Genomic DNA, 17,522 nt, shown 5'->3' with positions numbered 1-17,522 from the left:
TTTTTCGGAAGGCACCTCACCGGCCGAGCGGGCGGTCACGCACCATTCTGCTTTTACCGATGTAACAACCAAGAACAGGAGAATATTAATGAACTTCAAAAAAGCCTTGATAGCATTAGCTGCCGCATCCGTTTTCTCTGCTGCGGTTTCAGCCGAGAAGCTGTCCGTAGCCGCAACCCCCGTACCCCATGCTGAACTGCTGGAATTTGTAAAACCACAGCTGGCGGACCAGGGTGTAGAACTGGACGTAAAAGTCTTCACAGACTACATCCAGCCCAATATTCAGGTAGACCAGAAGCGTATGGATGCCAACTTTTTCCAACACCAGCCGTACTTGGATGAATTCAACGACGGTCGTGGTACTAGCCTAGTCACTGTTGCAGGCATCCACGTTGAGCCCTTTGGTGCCTACTCCAATAAAATCGACTCATTGGATGAACTGAAAGAAGGTGCAGTTGTTGCTATCCCCAACGACCCTACCAACGGCGGCCGTGCACTGTTACTGCTGCAAAAAGCCGGACTTATCACCCTAAAAGAAGGCAGCAAGATCACCGCCACCCCGCGTGACATTGCCGATAATCCAAAAGACCTTGATTTCAAGGAACTGGAAGCAGCAACCCTGCCCCGGATTCTGGGCCAAGTAGATGTAGCGCTGATCAACACCAATTACGCTTTAGAAGCTGGCCTTAATCCTTCTGAAGATGCGCTGATTATTGAAGGCTCCGAATCGCCGTATGTAAACATTCTGGTTGCGCGCCCAGATAACAAAGATAGCGAAGCCATGCAGAAGCTTGCGAAAGCACTGAAGTCTGATTCAGTTCGCGACTTCATCAAAGAAAAGTACGAAGGTGCTGTCGTTCCCGCATTTTAATCAGTGCCCGGCGAATGCCGGGCATTGTTTCCTCGCCTCCGGTTTCATTGTTTTCGTAAAAATGCGTAACCGCTGAGTTGTATGTAAAGAATTTAATGTTTATCTTTGGCGGCAGGTGGATTAAGAAAATCTCAGCCTGAGCTTTGCTGGCAGACATAGCTGGCGTATTTTTTGGTCATTTGTTTAGGGATAGAATTATGACGAACATCAGATTTGCAATTGTACTGCTTGCAGCGGTTGTTATGGCCTCGGGCTGTACAGCTGTTTCCAGGCAGCTAGGCAGTATTACTGCCAATAAATACGCGGATGCGCGAAGCGGCACCTTGTGGGTTGTACCACCTCCTCAGTTAGAGCCGCCCGCTGCCTCTGACAGAAACGTTTATATTTCTTACCGGAATATTTCCGACAGCGACATTGATCTGCGCGGCCTTCTTCGCGACTCTGCGAGGGAGCAAGGTTGGAACGTTGTAAACGATCCCACGTCAGCAAAATATCGCCTACGTGCTTCTACCCGATTCTTTGGCGAGGTTGAGCCCGAGTCCGGTGGCGCTAGTGCAGCAAGGACAATGGGTCTTATTTCTGGTGCCGCAGTGGGTGTAGGTACCGGCTACGGAATAGCCCGGGCAACTGATAGCGGCGTAGCTGGAGCAGTTGGCGGCGTGGCTGCTGGTGGTCTGGTAGGCATCGGGATTAGCAATGCATCCCGTCCACGTGAGTGGGCATTGATTATTGACGTGGTGCTGGAAGTGCGTCAAAACCAACAAGTCACGTTTGAGTTGGCTACCGATTCTGGCAGTGGAACGTCAGACAGTGCCGGTTCTGGAAACGCCAGAATGATCTCTGGTGGTGGAACCTCGCAGGGCAACACCAGCTCTGCAACCGCCACGCGTAAGAGCAATTACTTCCCTCACGGCATTCGCTTGTCAGTCTGGGCTAACCAGATGAACATGACAGAAGAAGAAGCTTTGCCTGAGATTGAGAAGCGCACTGAGCGAGTTGTCACTCAGATGCTGCCGATGTAATTGTAATGTAAGAGCTTTAAGTAACAAAAAAAGGCCGGGGAGCTATAGCTGCCCGGCCTTTTTTATTCAGAGTTTCCTATTTCCAGTAATTGGAATGGGTGATTAATCACCGCTCCAGTTAGCGGTAGGGTCTGGCGTCATTCGCAGGTAAGATTTCACCTTTTTGTAGCCTTTCGGGAAGCGTTGCTTGATCTCGTCTTCATCCTGAAGTGATGGCACGATCACTACATCACCGCCGCGTACCCAGTTACCGGGTGTGGCGACTTTGTGGTCGTCAGTCAGCTGCAGGGAGTCGATTACCCGGAGAACTTCGTTAAAGTTGCGACCGGTGCTGGCTGGGTAAGTGATAATCAGGCGAACTTTTTTGTTCGGGTCAATCACGAACAGCGAGCGCACGGTAAGAGTGCTGTCGGCGTTGGGGTGAATCATGTCGTACAGCTCGGCAACTTTACCGTCATGGTCTGCAATAATCGGAAAGTTCACCGAGCAGCCTTGGGTTTCGTTGATGTCTTTGATCCACTCATTGTGTGAGTCAACAGGGTCAACACTCAATGCAATAGCTTTTACATTGCGCTTTGCAAACTCTTCTTTCAATTTTGCGGTTAGGCCAAGCTCCGTTGTGCACACTGGAGTAAAGTCTGCGGGGTGAGAGAAAAGAACACCCCAACCATCACCCAGCCATTCGTGGAACGAAATCTTGCCTTCACTGGAATCCTGCTCAAAATCCGGTGCGGTATCTCCTAAACGTAAGCTCATATTCGCTCTCCTTTTGATACAACAACTCTTGGTTTTGTTTGATTCCCGGCAGGCGGGCTGCCGGAACTCATTCATCGAGTGTATACGATAATCATTGGTGTCGAGTGATAGGATTGCAAGGGGCAGTTGACCCAGCTCATCTTGCAAGGCCAATAGCCAAGCTTCGGCTAGATACTATAAGCCTACAGCTTTCTCCCGTTCGAAATGCTCTTTGGTCAACCTAAACACTACTGGGCTAAGCAACAGAAGGGCGATCAGATTGGGCAAAGCCATCATGGCGTTGAGCGTGTCTGCTATCAGCCATATCAAACCAAGATTAACAGTCGCGCCCAGCGGTATAGCAATGATCCAGGCTATCCGGTAAGGCACTATGGCCTTTACACCAAACAGAAACTCAACGCTGCGCTCACCGTAGAATGACCAGCCAAGTAGGGTGGTAAAGGCAAAAATTGCTAAGGCGATGGCCACCACATAATCACCCACCCCTGGAAGCGCTTGTGAGAAGGCCATGGAAGTGAGCGCAGCGCCCGACTCGCCGGATGTCCATGCTCCCGAAGTGATGATGACCAATCCAGTGATCGTGCAAATAATAATAGTGTCGATAAAGGTGCCTAGCATGGCCACCATGCCTTGATTAATTGGGTTTTTGGTTTGTGCTGCTGCGTGAGCAATGGGCGCAGAACCAAGGCCGGCCTCATTGGAAAAAACACCCCGGGCGACACCAAAGCGTATGGCAGCCCAAACTGCAGCACCTGCAAAGCCACCTTCTGCTGCAATGGGGCTGAATGCATGCTCGAAAATGAGTGCAAATGCTGCGGGAATTTCAGCGAAATTAATGCCCAGTACAATCAGGCCGGCGATCAGGTATGACATAGCCATAAGAGGAACCAGAGCGCTTGCTACCTGACCAATGCGGCGGATACCACCGATGAGGACTAGCCCCACCAACACCATCAGAATAATACCGGTGATCCAGTGTGGCAGGCCGAAGGTGGCTTCCATTACGTCTGCTACTGAATTAGCTTGCACAGTATTGCCAATACCAAATCCGGCGATGGCTGCAAAAATGGCAAACAGTACACCTAGCCAAGCCCACTTTTTGCCGAGGCCGTTGCGGATATAATACATGGGGCCACCTACATAGGAGCCGCGCTCATCTACTTCGCGAAAACGCACCGCGAGCACGGCTTCTGAGTATTTGGTTGCCATGCCCACCAACGCTGTAAGCCACATCCAGAACAGCGCACCGGGCCCGCCGAGGAAAACAGCTGTTGCTACCCCGGCGATATTGCCGGTTCCTACGGTTGCGGAAAGCGCAGTCATGAGAGCCTGAAACGGCGGAATTTCGCCGTCTGACTCTGCGCCAGCAGCGCTGCGGCCTTTCCACATTTGGCGGAAGCCCGCTCCAAGCTTAAAAATAGGCATCAGTTTCAGGCCAAGGCTCAAAAATAGCCCAACACCCAAAATCAGCACCAGCATGGGCGGCCCCCAGACCAACCCGTTAATTGCTCCAACAACACTTTCAATGGCTTCCATGGGGCCTCCTTGTAAATGCCATGGCTTGATATTGTAGTTTTACCCGCAAGGGTTATAACTGATTGAGTTTAGTCAGTTATTGGCGTGTGTAAACTGGCAGGCGAGGAAAATTGAGGATTCGGCACCTATTGCCTATGTTTACGGTTAGAGTAGAGGGACAAGAACAGTTGGTTCTGCTGGACTATTCAACGATGCGAGGAGTTAGCCATGTGTGCTCTTAGAGTTTCCAATGTTATGTCCAATCATATTGAGCCCATCCGCTGTGGGACACCTTTAACTGAAGTGGTTAAGGCGTTGCTGGAGAACCATATTTCTGGGCTGCCTGTGGTTGATGCTGAGCGGCGTCTGCTAGGTTTTGTGTCCGAGCAGGACTGTATTCACGCGCTGTTGGTAAGCAACTACCACTGCGAGGGAGATCCGATTGTAGACGACGTTATGTTCCGCGAGCCTTTGTCGATTTCTGCTGATTTGGCGATTGTCGACCTTGCTCAGAAGCTCGGATCAGGCAAACCGAAGGTGTACCCTGTGGTTGAAAACGGCAAACTCATTGGCGTAGTGACGCGAACGGCAGTGCTTGGCGAGCTTGCTCGTATCGGCTGTGGGCTTGAGCTTTCGAAGCAAACAAGCGCCGACGATTGATCAGCCAGCTATTTCTTTATCGCTTCGTTTATTGATGAGCACCTGCGTCATCATCCCAAGGCTTTGGGTCTGAGCTGAAGTTACCTAGCCTAGGGTATTTTCGGTGAGCCCGAAAAGCCCCAAATTTGGCTGAAATTCATGGAAGGCATCATGTCAGGCTCTTCCAGTGCCAGAATGTTGAAGTCGGGCACATTTGTGTCGCGTTGCTGGGGAACTTCATACCGCTCGCCCGCAGAGTCGAAAACCACATGCACAAAAGGCCCGCTGGCGCGTACTGGCCTACCGGTTATGACACCGACTTCGTTATTTTCCAAGCGCACAAGCGTGCCTGGTGGGTATTCACCTAGAACCCGAAGCAAGGCTTTGGGGATAGCGGGCCGGAGACCGCCGTCTGCTAGGTTGGCGATCAGTTTGCGTGCTGCTGTTACATTCATCCGATTGCGGTAAGCACGTTTCGTGATCATGGCAACGTAGCGTTCAGCCAGAGCAAGGATCTCAGCTTCCGGTCGGATATCTGCGCCGCTCAAGCCAGCCGGATAACCGCTACCGTCTGCCTGTTCATGGTGTTGTGCGATGATGGTAAGTAATAACTTGTTTTCAACACCCACGGCTCTCAGCGCGCGGATACTCCGCTGTGGGTGTTTGCGAATAACACTTCTTTGCTCATCGCTGAGCACTTTATTGAAAGCGTTGAGCTTATCTGCGACCGGCACCAGTGCAAGATTTGCGCTGAGGGCCGCTTCGGTCAGTATCTTGGTGCGCTGTTCATTGAGGCCAAACTGGTGTGCGATGAGCTGGCAGAGAATGGCGTAAAAAATGATCTGCTCGTGGATGGTTGGTCCAACGGAATAAAGGTGTACAAGGGCCAGACTAGAATCTGGCGCGAGTGCGCACGCTTGCTCCAGAGCCTGAGCCAGATCTTGCAGTTGTTTACGGGCTTCAGGGTTACCGGCAGCGATACTGGCCAGCGCCTTTTCTAAAGCGTGAAGATAGTCCGGGTAGCGGGCAAACGGATTGCCATCGGCCTCATTACTGGCTGCGTCGTCATCTTCTGGCAGCACTTCAATAACCCGTGGTTTGAAATACCCGCGCTCAAACAACTGTTCAAGCTGTGATTCGGTTTGGATCACATAGCCCTGACACAACAACACCTTGCCATCGGTATCGTGTACATCCCACGGTAACGGGCGGCCTATAGTGAGTGCACCTGGGGCTATTCGAACGAATTCACTCAAAATCCAATTGGTTCCTGTAGAGCGTGTCGGGTTTTAATCAACTTATGGACATAGTAAAGGTAATCGATTTGTAAGAGCTATCTGATTAAGCCTAGATTAGCCGAAAATAGCATCTTTTATGACACTTTAAGGGCATTTTGTTAAAAAACGTAGGTTCTGGCGCTAATTACGCCGCACTAGATTATGCTTGTGGAGACAACTCTGCCTGACAGGAAGGCGCCAAGCATGCTGAAGCGCTTAAAAACCGACTTTCGATTGTCGATTATCACTATTTTGGGTGCCAGCGCGTTACTAGGCATCACCCCTTTTGCCTTTATGCGGTTTTTTCAGGGCAATTATGTTGCGGGATTTGTGGATACCACGATCCTGCTGGTCGTGTCCGGTGGGATGGCTTATGCCTGGGTAACCGGGGATACGCGACGCAGTGGAATGGTTCTCGCAGTCGTAGCCTGCTCTGGCGCCGTTGCAGTGGCGGCGATTGTTGGTGAGGTTGGGCTGTTCTGGCTATATCCCTGTTTGGTGACTGCTTTTTTCCTTGTGAGCCCGCGGGTTGCAACACTTTTGAATGTCAGCTCAATTGCCGCCATGATCGTTCAAGGTGATGCTTTTAAAAGTGATGTTCAGATGTGGACTTTTGTAGCAACCGCTTTGGTTGTAAGCGCTACGGCTTACGCTTTTGCCCTTCGTAGTGATAATCAGCGTGAGCGTTTAGAGCATTTGGCGACTATTGATCCTCTGACCGGCGTTAAAAACCGGCGCTCTATGGATGAAGAGCTTAACGAGGCTGCGGCCCACGCAGAGCGCACGGGCTTGCCATATGCGTTGGTTATACTGGATATAGATCACTTCAAGAAGGTGAACGACGAGTTTGGGCACGCAGCCGGAGATCTCATTCTTGTTGATATGGTAACACTGGTGCAACAGAACACCCGCAAGTACGACCAGTTGTTCCGCTTTGGTGGTGAAGAGTTTGTGTTACTGCTGCCGGGCGTGGATGGCGAGGGGCTGTTATCGGTAATGAATAACCTTCAGCATGTTTTGCGGAAAAAAATGAAACATCCGGGCGGTGCAATTACTGCCTCGTTTGGAGTCGCGCTGCTCAAACACGGAGAGAGTGTGGAGAGCTGGCTTGAGCGAGCCGATGCCGCTCTCTACGAGGCCAAGGAGGCAGGCCGGGATCGAGTTATATTCTCGGACACCATGCCCGCTTGTGACTCTGACCAACCTTCTGACAAACCTGAGCTAGCCACCTAGCGTTTCGTCGGCTGCTGTTGGCTGATAACGAAACAATCGCCAGCCTAGGAGCAAGCTTGCAGACGCAAGACCGCCCGTTAGCCCCACCCAAAACCCGGCAGCGCCCATGGCAGGTGCTAACACGTCGGTAAACGTCAGAACGTATCCCAGTGGTAATCCCACGCCCCAAAAAGAAAACAGCATGATCAGCATGGGAATGCCCGTATCCTTGTAGCCCCTTAGAGCGCTGATGCAAGTGACTTGAATAACATCCGCCACCTGAAAAAATGCCGCAAACATTAGCAGCCTTATAGTAACTGCTTGAACCTCTGCATCACTGGTATATAAAGCAGAAATGCCATGCGAGAAAACAAACAGAAGAATGGCGAACACCAGAGCAGTCGCAGAAGCTAGAATCAGTGAACTGCGGGAAATAAGGCGGGCGGTATCTGGCGCACCAGCACCAATAAGAAAGCTGACACGCAAGGTAAGCGCCATGCCAATGCTCAAGGGCAACATGAACAGCAGAGAGACCACGTTTAGTGCAATTTGGTGCCCCGCCACTACAACAGGCCCAAGCGGCGCAAGGAATAGTGCAATCACCGAGAACATACTGGCTTCTACAAAAATGGTGAATCCAATGGGAATGCCAATGCTCAGGATGTAGCGAATCAGGGGTACGTTGGGTTTTGCCCAATCGGTAATAAGGTGGAACTTTTTGTAAAGCTGGCTTCGGTTTAGATAGGTCAGCAGGGCAATTGCAGCAACCCCATTGGAAATCGACGTTGCCCAGCCACAGCCAATACCGCCCATGGCGGGCAGCCCGAGTTTGCCGTATATGAAGATGTAGTTCATGGGCAGGTTAATCAGCGTACTCAGCACAGAAAAGGCCATAATCACACGGGTGTGCCCCAGCCCGTCTGTTAGTCCGCGAAGGGCTGTCATTAGCAGCAACGCTGGAATGCCCCATGCGAAAGCGTTCAGGTAGCCTTGGGTGATGCGCGCGGTGTTGGCTTCTAGGTTCAGGCCTTCAAGAACCGGGTGCACGTTGGTGAGCAGCAGAACCATGATGATGGCGCCCACACCGGCAATGTATAAACCCTGCCAAGTAGCGGGCATTATTTTTGAAGGTGTGCGGGCACCATTGTAGCCGGAAATAATTGGCTGAAGAGCGCCTAGCATGCCCATGAAGAACAAGAATAACGGCATCCAAAGACTGCTACCTATGCCCACACCGGCCAGATCCTCTGCGCTGGCATGGCCTGCCATCACCGTATCGATAACCCCGTTGGCCATCTGAGCAATCTGGGCAATCAAAATCGGCCCGCCGAGTATGGCCAGAGTTTTCCACTCGGTCAGGGTCCGGGAGATGAGCGGCTTGCGAACTTCCGGCAATGGTTGGTCGGCTTCATCCATAGAGTGTCGGTCCGAGGAGCTAGAACGTACTGGAGCCATTCGGTATTCATGGCTGATTTTGAGGCGAAATATCCTACCCGATTGCGCGAGTGCCCGTCATAGGGAGTTGCCACGAAAACACGCTGAAACCCGCCCTAAAACCCGTTAAAGTACATGTCCAATTCATTCGGGTAGCAGTCAATATGGGTCTTCTGGTTTTTGTAACGGTACTCTGGGCCTTCTCTTTCAGCTTGATTGGCGAATTTCTCGCAGGGCGAGTAGATAGCGATTTTGCGGTACTCAGTCGGGTGTTACTGGCAACGCTGATTTTTTTGCCTTTTACCCGTTGGCGCGGTGTGCCGGGCGGTCTCCGACTCGGTGTTCTTATAACCGGAATGCTGCAATTTGGCATTACGTATCTGTGTCTGTACCGCTCCTTCAGTTATTTAACCGTGCCAGAAGTGTTGCTGTTCACCATATTTACACCTCTCTACGTAACCCTGCTAGACGATGCTTTGTTCCGGCGTTTTTCTCCGGTGGCTCTGGTCGCCGCCGCCATTGCGACATTCGGTGCGGGTATCATCCGCTATGATGGCCTCAGTGAAGATTTTATTACCGGCTTCTTATTGCTGCAGGTTGCCAACTTTACCTTTGCGGCTGGCCAAGTGGGCTACAAGCACGTTATGCAGCGCTACCCGGTGGACATCCCTGCGTACCGCACCTTCGGTTACTTTTTTATAGGGGCGCTGATAATCGCCTTGCCGTCTTTTATGATATTCGGCAATGCCGAACGCCTGCCCACAACCGCGCTGCAGTGGGGGATTCTCTCGTGGCTTGGGCTTGCAGCATCGGGGCTTGGCCTATTTCTTTGGAATCGTGGCGCCTGCAAAGTGGATGCTGGCACCTTGGCTATCATGAATAACGTGCTGGTCCCTGCTGGCCTACTAGTCAACCTGTTGATCTGGAATCGTGATGCCGATCTTTTCAAGCTCGCCATTGGCGGTGGAATTATTGCGTTTTCGCTCTGGGTGAACGCTCGCCTGCACCCCCGTGCGCGACTTGCCGGGGTAACGTAAGGCAAGGCAGTGTGCCTCACTGAAGTAAGATGGCTCGGATAAATCCTGTTACTCAGTTTTACTTTTGATTAATATCAATTGTAAAGCTGAACCTATATTGTGTATGGCAAACTCATAGTTTCCTACTCGTAATAAGTAACAGGCCAATTCATGCGCAAAAACCTCCCCGTAACCCAGCGTGAAGTAAACATGCGCAAGGGAACTCGGCTGATTTCCACCACCGACCTCAAAGGTGTGATCACCTACTGCAACGATGAGTTCGTGGAGATAAGCGGCTTTAGCAAAGCCGAATTGATTGGCCAAGCCCACAACATTATTCGCCATCCAGACATGCCGCCGGCGGTTTTTGAGGGCATGTGGCGCTATTTAAAGGCGGGTAAGGCCTGGATGGGATTGGTCAAAAACCGCGCGAAAAATGGAGACCACTATTGGGTTAGTGCCTACGTAACCCCAATTCGGGAAAATGGCCAAATGGTTGGCTATGAGTCGGTTCGGGTAGAGCCTGCCCGCGAAGATATAGCGCGGGCCGAGAAGCTCTATGGCCGTATTTCTGAAGGTAGATCTACTCTGAGCACAGGGGAGCGCATTCTGTCGGTTGTGAAAGCCGGGTGGCCCTTGTTTCTATCTTTGGCACTCAGCCTTATTGCGCTTGGACTAGAGCAAAGCGGTCTAGCAGCGGCGCTGATTGTGGTGGGCCACCTAGTAGGCGCTGCCTTATATCAGAAAACCTTGACCCATCGGTTACAGCGCCTTTTGGCACTGCGCTTTGGTGCTTTTCACGACCCGGTTGTAGCACGTACCTACAGTGGCGAGACTGGTCTTTTCTCACAACTTTCGTTGCTGTTGATCAGTGAGGATGCCCGGATACGCACGGCTCTTGCCCGTATAGACGACCAAGCAGAACTTCTCTATGAGCAGGCTCGTGCTTCCTACGGTTTCATTAGTGAGGGTGCGGACGCAATAGGCCGCCAGCGTAACGAAACTGAGCAGACCGCTTCGGCGATCACCGAGATGACCGCTTCCATTCAGGAAGTGACCGAGTCCATGCTGGGTAACGCCCGGGAAGCCGAGTCAGCGGACCGCTTGGCGGTTATAGGCAGCGAACGCAGTTCGGAAGCACTGGTTGCAATCCAACAGCTGGTTACGCGTGTCCATGGCATTCGTGAGGTGATCAGCAGGTTGGGTGAGTCCACCAAAAGTATCGGTGAAGCGGCCAGTTTGATTTCTGAGATTGCAGAACAAACCAACTTGTTGGCATTAAATGCTGCCATTGAGGCTGCCCGTGCGGGTGAACAAGGCCGGGGCTTCGCGGTTGTTGCAGACGAAGTGCGTTCGCTGGCGCAACGCACCCGCGAATCCACGGTGCGTATTCAAGATGTTATTGATGATTTTCGCTTACAGGTGGATTCCGCCGTTCAGGCAACTGAGGATGGCGAGACGGTGGCCGGTGAAGGGCTGGAGAAGGTGCGCGAAGCGGAGAGCTCTCTGCGGGATATAGTAACCTCTATACGAACAATCTCAGACAGCTTCATTAGCATGTCTGCGGCGTTTGAAGAGCAGAATCAGGTGTCTGAAGAGATCAACCGCCAGATTGTCAGCATTGCCGAGCTTGCGGATCACAGTGACGGGCGAGCTACCTCTGCCAAACAGAGCAGTGACAGCCTGAGTGCTATGTCTCGCGGGTTGAAAGATCTGGTTTCGCGTTTTCTCGGGAAAAGCGACTAAGAACGGATTACCGGAATTCCGGCGTCAATCTGTTGTCAGCACTGGCATCCCCCGGCTAGTGCTGGCAGAATCCTCCCCCAACCGCCCGGGGCTACCCGCGGCACTCTTATTTGCTTGCGATTCCTTAGCCAAAAGCACAGGAACTTAACATGTCTCAGTCAAACCCGGCTTCGGGTATCGATTCGGGGGCCTCTCGCGGCCTGTGGTCTTCACGTTTTGCGTTCATTCTTGCTGCAACCGGCTCCGCCGTTGGTCTTGGCAATGTTTGGAAGTTTCCTTATATAACCGGTGAGAACGGCGGTGGTGCATTCGTACTGGTCTACTTGCTGTGTATCGCGGTTATTGGTATTCCAATTATGATGGCGGAGATTTACATAGGCCGCAGTGGCCGTCACAACCCGATTGGCAGTATGCGCTTGGTTGCCGAGCGGAACTTGAGTTCACCGGCGTGGCGCATCTCAGCGGTTATCGGCATGATTGCTGCGTTTGCTATTCTCTCCTTCTATTCTGTTATTGGTGGCTGGGCCGCTTCATACGTAGGCCACGCGGCTGTGGGTGATTTTACTGGTGGCACCGCCGATTCTATTGGCAGTTTGTTCAGTGATCTGCTCGCAAGCCCTAAGCAACTGCTAGCATGGCATACCTTGTTCATGGCGCTGGTTATCTTGGTGGTCTCCCAGGGCCTGAAAAGTGGCCTTGAGCGTGCAGTTACCATTTTGATGCCTGCACTGTTCGTGTTGCTGCTTATTGCGGTTGGTTATGCCACAACAACAGGCCACTTTAGTGAGGCAGTTAGCTTTTTATTCACGCCCAACTTTAAGGCGTTAACCATCGATGGTGTGCTGATTGCTCTAGGGCATGCGTTTTTCACCCTCAGTCTGGGTATGGCCATTATGATCGCCTATGGCTCGTATCTAGGGCGTGACATACCTGTTGGGCGTACCGCCGTTACCATAGCGCTGATGGATACCGTTGTTGCTTTGCTTGCGGGCCTTGCGATTTTTCCGGTGGTGTTTGCTAATGGCCTTGAGGCTGGTGCAGGTCCTGGCTTGATTTTCCAAACCCTGCCACTGGCGTTTGGCAATATGCCCATGGGTGGCTTGTTCGGCACGCTGTTCTTTATATTGCTACTGTTTGCCGCTTGGACATCGGGCATTTCCCTGTTGGAGCCGGTGGTTGAGTGGGTTGAGGAAAACACCAATATGGAGCGCGCAGGCAGTGCCATACTGGTTGGCGTACTCTGCTGGCTGCTGGGTATCGCATCTATCTTGTCATTGAACGTATGGGCCGATGTTGCGCCCCTTGATATGTTTGCGCGTTTTGAAGGTAAAACGATTTTCGACCTGTTGGATTTCTTTACGGCTAACATTCTGCTGCCCCTATCAGGGCTACTAACGGCTATCTTTGTGGGCTGGTTTGTTGCCAAGGAATCATTGAAGGCCGATCTGGATATGGGCGATGGCGTCTTTGCTCTATGGTTGAGCTTTCTGCGCTTTGTTACACCGGTGGCGGTTGTGATTGTGTTTGCCTATAACCTTCTGGCGTAAGTGCACTGTAAATAAAAAAAAGCCCGGAGTGCAGTGATGCTCTCCGGGCTTTTTTGTAGGGCAAGAATCAGTCCTCGCTGGCATCCCAGTCTTCATCATCATTCATTGCTGCTTCCAGATCCTTTAGGTGAGGCCGTACGGCTTCGATGTCAGCAGCGGGAACATCGTCGGCTATTTTTGTAATGTTAAGTGCAGCGCCCATCATTGCCCGCATTTGCGCTTTTTGTTGTTCGCTCATGTTAGGATCGTTTTCAATTTCTGCCATGACTCCCGCCATTTCTTGCCCTACGCCTGAGCTTTCTGATTTCATTTGAATAGCCATCATCGCGGCGAATACACGATCCCCGACCGACGCCCAAGATTCAAGACTGTCGAAGCCCCGCTTCTCAACCACGGATTCGAATTCGGCATAGGCGGGTGTGCCCTCCATTTGTTCAACACCGGTGGAAAAAAGCCGCGTCATGTCGGGCATTGAAGTTGTTTCTTCATCTTCAGGGTCGGGCCATCTCTCAGTGTCTCCGTATTTATCTTGCAGAGCCTGCGCATCGTTCATCGTTGCAATAAATGCTCGGATTGTTGAGTCGGATAAATCCTTTGCTTGAGCTGCAAAAGCCAATAGAGAGACTACAAGCGCCAGTGACCACCGGGTTATTGATTTACTGCGGGACATAGAATACTCCTTATTCACATTGGTAAACGGCATGGCTCCACTTCACTCATTCGGTGGACACTCGGCCTAAATTCGGGCCTCCACTTAGCGTAGACCACTCGTTTTATCATAGCGAAGCCTGGCACGGGCACCAAGACATCCTTATAAGTTAAAAGCACGTCCATTGATGCCGGTGTGACGAATTTGTGAACTTTTAAGGCTAGACTCGTCACATAGAAAAAAGCAGAAACTGTACAACCACCCGGACAAAACCAGCGCCTATGACACGAACTGTATTGATTATTGAAGACAACCCCGGTATCGGCGAACTGGTGGGCATGCAGGTCAAAGATCTGGGTATGGAGCCCGTATTGGAGGATCGAGGAGATGCCGGTCTTGAGCGGTATAAGCAGGGTGGCATTGATCTGGTTGTGCTCGATCTGATGCTGCCGGGGCTGGATGGGCTTTCTGTATGCCGTGAAATCCGAGGGCTCCCGGGTTATGTTCCAGTGCTTATGCTGACCGCCAAAAGTACGGAATTGGACCGGGTGCTCGGCCTCGAAATGGGTGCAGATGACTATCTAACAAAGCCATTCAGTGTTGCGGAGTTAGCGGCTCGGATAAAAGCCCTGTTTCGGCGGGTGGATGCGCTTTCAACGCGCGCAGTTGAACAAGCTAAGGCCGAAGAAGTGGAAGCAAATGGGCTCAAGATAGACCCACTGCGGCGCCGGGTGTTGGTACACGACAGCGAAGTGGACCTTACAGCTCGTGAGTTTGATTTGCTCTGGCATTTTGCCTGCCACCGCGGGCGCGTATTCAGCCGGGCACAGTTGCTGGACGCGGTTTGGGGCTATAACCATGAGGGCTACGAACACACGGTAAACACTCACATCAACCGGTTGCGCAACAAGATTGAAACCAATCCGGCCGAGCCTGTCTATGTTCAGACGGTCTGGGGTGTCGGTTACAGGTTTTTGGATTAACCCATGACCCGATCCCTGTTTCAAACGCTTTACGCGCGATTGGCCCTAGGCCTGTTTGTTCTGCTGGTGGTTGTTGGTGGGCTGTTTACTGCGCTGAGCCTATATTCCGTTCGTGAATACAGCGCGGCAGTGAGCCACCAACTCAACCGCGATCTGGCCAGCCATCTGGTCGCGGATCGCAACTTGGTAACTGATGGGCAGATCAACCACAGCGAACTGGAGCGTTTGTTTGACCTGTACATGAGTATCAACCCCAGCATCGAGATCTATTTGCTCGATTGGGATGGGCGCATTCTTTCCTATTCTGCCAACCCGGCCAGCATCAAGCGTAAGCATGTCTCCTTGGAGCCGATTCATAGGCTATTGGAAAACCCCGATGCTTACCCTTTACAAGGCGATGACCCGCGCAGCCACGATCGTCGGAAAGTCTTTTCGGTGACCCCAGTACCCAGCGCTCAAAACCCAACGGGTTATCTTTACGTTGTATTGCGTGGTGAGGAATACGATTTTGCCGAGAGCATGGTGCACAGCGATCGCCTTGTGCAAATGGGCGGCGGTGCTCTGGCAATCAGCCTCTTTGTGGGACTGCTGGCCGGTTTGCTGTTTTTCCGATTACTAACACGGCGGCTTTCCCGGCTGACCGCGCGGGTGGAGGCGTTTGAGCCGGATACCGAGAATACAGGTAAGGCGGGTGAACCTGATGTTCCCGGAGATGACGTTGATTACTTGGCCGCCCGTTTTGATCAGATGGCGGCCCGCATTGTTGGCCAGTTGGAGCTATTGAAAGACAAAGATCATCAGCGTCGCCAACTGGTAGCACAGGTATCTCACGACTTACGCACACCTCTGGCGTCGATACAGGGCTACCTGGAAACTCTGGGCGCGAAGCATCAAGAGTTAAGCCCGGAAGAACGCCAGCGTTTTCTAGGTGTGGCACTGGCTGAAACGCTTCGACTAAGCAAGCTGGTTGACGAGCTGTTCGAACTAGCGGCACTGGATGCCCGCGAACGGCAACCGTTTTTGGAGCCGTTCATGCCAGCGGAGTTATTGCACGATGTGGTACAAAAACACAATCCGAGGGCCGAGCAGGCGAGTGTTGCGCTGAATATTACCCACGTTCAGCCAGCAATGGTGCTTGCGGATATTGCCATGACCGAGCGGGTTTTGGACAACCTGATCGGAAACGCCGTTGACCACTCACCGATGGGCGGCGAGGTGAAGTTGAAGGTCGCATTAGACGGCAACGGTGTTGCTGTGACCGTTGAAGACATGGGTAAAGGAATCGCCGCACAAGATCTGAAACACGTATTCGACCCGTTTTATCAGGCATCGGATGTGAGCCGTAGCGGCCATGCGGGGCTGGGCCTTGCTATTGCGCGCAGAATGGCAGAACTGCAGCAGGGCAGTGTTTCGGTAGTAAGCCCACCGGGTGCGGGGGCAAGGTTCCGTTTCTGGTTGCCGCTGGCGGATTCGGCAAAAAAAGAATCCACAGTGTTATAGATTCGTAAGAACTCAGGAACATTTTAGTGAAGTTACGGCGATAGAATGGCGACTGAACCCCTTTATTAACTGAGCCCGGTACATTTTTTCAACTTGTGTCTTAACCCGTTACTTAATCCATCTCTCAACAATGATCTAAGGAGAGTTGTTATGAACCGAAATATGCTCGCAATGGTCGCCGCACTGCTGATCGCGGCCACCGGCGCCTTTTACGCCACCGTTGCCACCGCTGAGAAAGGCATGGATGGTGCCAATGCCTATGCGCCCAAAGATCCCGGTTTGAAGGTTGCTACCTTTGCCGGGGGGTGTTTCTGGTGCGTGGAAGCCGGGTACGAGAAGATTCCCGGCGTGGTAGAGGCAGTCTCCGGCTATGCAGGCGGGGAGGAGTCTAACCCAACCTACCAGCAAGTCGCTTCCGGCAGCACCGGACACACAGAAGCCGTGCAGGTGTATTACGACCCGAAAGAAATCACTTATGAAGGATTGTTGCAGGGCTTATGGCGAATGATGAACCCGACGGACGCCAACGGCCAATTTGTGGACCGTGGCCAACAGTACCGTCCGGCGATTTTCTACCAAAACCCTGAGGAAAAGCGTTTGGCAGAAGCGTCTAAAAAAGATCTGCAGGCGTCCGGCATTTACGAAAAGCCTGTGGTGATCGAAATTACGCCCTTGAAAACCTTTTATGCGGCTGAAAAGTATCATCAGGATTACTACGAGAAGAATCCGGTGCGCTACAAGCTCTATACCTTTAACTCTGGCCGCTATCAGTTTATCGAAGACGTGTATGGAGAAGATTATGAGCTGGACTTTAGCCAGTTCAAACCCGACAACAGCATGCAGAGCAGCGCTAATGAGGCTGCCAAAAAGGCCGGTGCAGCAGAGAAAAAGGGCTTCGATCCAAAAGCCTTCGTTAAACCAAGCAGCGAAGCGCTGAAGCAGCGCCTCACCAGCACCCAGTATGAAGTAACACAGAACGACGGCACCGAGCGTGCCTTCAGCAATCCTTACTGGGATAACAAGCAACCGGGAATTTACGTGGACGTTGTCTCCGGTGAGCCGCTGTTCTCTTCCCGCGACAAGTATAAGTCTGGAACCGGCTGGCCAAGTTTCACCCGCCCGTTGAGTTCAAGCATGGTTGTAGAGAAGGAAGACAACGGGTTTTTCATGAAGCGCACTGAAATCCGCAGCCGCTTTGCCGATTCGCACCTTGGGCATGTGTTTAACGATGGTCCGGCCCCAAGTGGCCTGCGTTACTGCATGAACTCGGCAGCGCTGAAGTTTATCCCACTAGAGGACATGGCTGAGGCCGGTTACGGCGACTGGATTCCTGAGGTGAAGGCGTCGCAGTAAGC

The 17,522-nt window shown here is 52.1% G+C and carries 15 protein-coding genes; 10 read left to right on the top strand and 5 right to left on the bottom strand.

Going from position 1 to position 17,522, the window contains the following annotated elements; genetic code table 11:
* Window positions 1–88: 88 nt before the first annotated feature.
* Together KO508_RS01810 and traT are read left to right on the top strand one after the other, a co-directional pair.
* The gene (locus KO508_RS01810; protein WP_216006631.1) at window positions 89–871 is read left to right on the top strand and encodes a MetQ/NlpA family ABC transporter substrate-binding protein; all 783 of its coding nucleotides are present in this window, start codon (window positions 89–91) and stop codon (window positions 869–871) included.
* Window positions 872–1,068: 197 nt separating this feature from the next.
* The gene (gene traT / locus KO508_RS01805; RefSeq protein WP_216006630.1) at window positions 1,069–1,893 is read left to right on the top strand and encodes a complement resistance protein TraT; all 825 of its coding nucleotides are present in this window, start codon (window positions 1,069–1,071) and stop codon (window positions 1,891–1,893) included.
* Window positions 1,894–1,995: 102 nt separating this feature from the next.
* On the opposite strand, the gene KO508_RS01800 is transcribed toward traT, so the two are convergent.
* A complete protein-coding gene (locus KO508_RS01800) occupies window positions 1,996–2,649 on the bottom strand; it encodes a peroxiredoxin (RefSeq protein ID WP_216006629.1) in 654 nt (217 codons plus the stop codon).
* A gap of 174 nt (window positions 2,650–2,823) precedes the next feature.
* Window positions 2,824–4,185 carry an alanine/glycine:cation symporter family protein gene (locus KO508_RS01795; RefSeq protein WP_216006628.1) on the bottom strand — a complete coding sequence of 454 codons (1,362 nt, stop codon included), beginning with the start codon at window positions 4,183–4,185 and terminating at the stop codon, window positions 2,824–2,826.
* A 207-nt stretch (window positions 4,186–4,392) separates the two neighbouring features.
* Here KO508_RS01795 and KO508_RS01790 point away from each other — a divergent pair, with 207 nt between their 5' ends.
* Entirely contained in the window at window positions 4,393–4,824 is a 432-nt protein-coding gene (locus tag KO508_RS01790; protein WP_216006627.1) for a CBS domain-containing protein, read from the top strand.
* A gap of 89 nt (window positions 4,825–4,913) precedes the next feature.
* On the opposite strand, the gene KO508_RS01785 is transcribed toward KO508_RS01790, so the two are convergent.
* Window positions 4,914–6,059 carry an HD-GYP domain-containing protein gene (locus KO508_RS01785; protein WP_216006626.1) on the bottom strand — a complete coding sequence of 382 codons (1,146 nt, stop codon included), beginning with the start codon at window positions 6,057–6,059 and terminating at the stop codon, window positions 4,914–4,916.
* Between the two features lie 225 nt (window positions 6,060–6,284).
* On the opposite strand from KO508_RS01785, the gene KO508_RS01780 reads away from it, so the two are divergent.
* The gene (locus tag KO508_RS01780) at window positions 6,285–7,313 is read left to right on the top strand and encodes a GGDEF domain-containing protein (RefSeq protein ID WP_216006625.1); all 1,029 of its coding nucleotides are present in this window, start codon (window positions 6,285–6,287) and stop codon (window positions 7,311–7,313) included.
* Here the strand turns inward: KO508_RS01780 and KO508_RS01775 are convergent.
* Window positions 7,302–8,708: an MATE family efflux transporter gene (locus tag KO508_RS01775; RefSeq protein WP_216007290.1), complete on the bottom strand. Its 1,407-nt coding sequence runs from the start codon at window positions 8,706–8,708 to the stop codon at window positions 7,302–7,304. The two genes, KO508_RS01780 and KO508_RS01775, sit on opposite strands and share 12 nt — an antisense overlap.
* 182 nt (window positions 8,709–8,890) lie before the next feature.
* Between KO508_RS01775 and KO508_RS01770 the strand changes: the two genes are divergently transcribed.
* From KO508_RS01770 to KO508_RS01760, 3 genes are all read left to right on the top strand, one after another.
* Entirely contained in the window at window positions 8,891–9,763 is an 873-nt protein-coding gene (locus tag KO508_RS01770; RefSeq protein WP_216006624.1) for a carboxylate/amino acid/amine transporter, read from the top strand.
* Window positions 9,764–9,913: 150 nt separating this feature from the next.
* Complete coding sequence (locus tag KO508_RS01765; protein ID WP_216006623.1) at window positions 9,914–11,488, top strand: methyl-accepting chemotaxis protein; 1,575 nt, start codon at window positions 9,914–9,916, stop codon at window positions 11,486–11,488.
* A gap of 149 nt (window positions 11,489–11,637) precedes the next feature.
* Window positions 11,638–13,035 carry a sodium-dependent transporter gene (locus tag KO508_RS01760; RefSeq protein WP_216006622.1) on the top strand — a complete coding sequence of 466 codons (1,398 nt, stop codon included), beginning with the start codon at window positions 11,638–11,640 and terminating at the stop codon, window positions 13,033–13,035.
* A 67-nt stretch (window positions 13,036–13,102) separates the two neighbouring features.
* Here KO508_RS01760 and KO508_RS01755 read toward each other — a convergent pair whose 3' ends face one another.
* On the bottom strand, window positions 13,103–13,705 hold the full coding sequence (locus KO508_RS01755; RefSeq protein WP_216006621.1) for a hypothetical protein: 603 nt from the start codon (window positions 13,703–13,705) through the stop codon (window positions 13,103–13,105).
* Between the two features lie 260 nt (window positions 13,706–13,965).
* On the opposite strand from KO508_RS01755, the gene KO508_RS01750 reads away from it, so the two are divergent.
* From KO508_RS01750 to msrB, 3 genes are all read left to right on the top strand, one after another.
* Window positions 13,966–14,667: a response regulator transcription factor gene (locus KO508_RS01750; RefSeq protein WP_216006620.1), complete on the top strand. Its 702-nt coding sequence runs from the start codon at window positions 13,966–13,968 to the stop codon at window positions 14,665–14,667.
* 3 nt (window positions 14,668–14,670) lie between these two features.
* Entirely contained in the window at window positions 14,671–16,167 is a 1,497-nt protein-coding gene (locus KO508_RS01745; RefSeq protein WP_216006619.1) for a sensor histidine kinase, read from the top strand.
* A gap of 150 nt (window positions 16,168–16,317) precedes the next feature.
* A complete protein-coding gene (gene msrB, locus KO508_RS01740; RefSeq protein ID WP_216006618.1) occupies window positions 16,318–17,520 on the top strand; it encodes a peptide-methionine (R)-S-oxide reductase MsrB in 1,203 nt (400 codons plus the stop codon).
* The last annotated feature ends 2 nt before the right edge of the window (window positions 17,521–17,522 follow it).

The organism is Marinobacter salexigens, assembly GCF_018860765.1.
GTDB classification, from domain to species: Bacteria; Pseudomonadota; Gammaproteobacteria; order Pseudomonadales; family Oleiphilaceae; genus Marinobacter; species Marinobacter salexigens_A.
The sequence above is the reverse complement of the archived record's forward strand: the minus strand, read 5'-3'. Positions and strand labels throughout refer to the sequence as shown.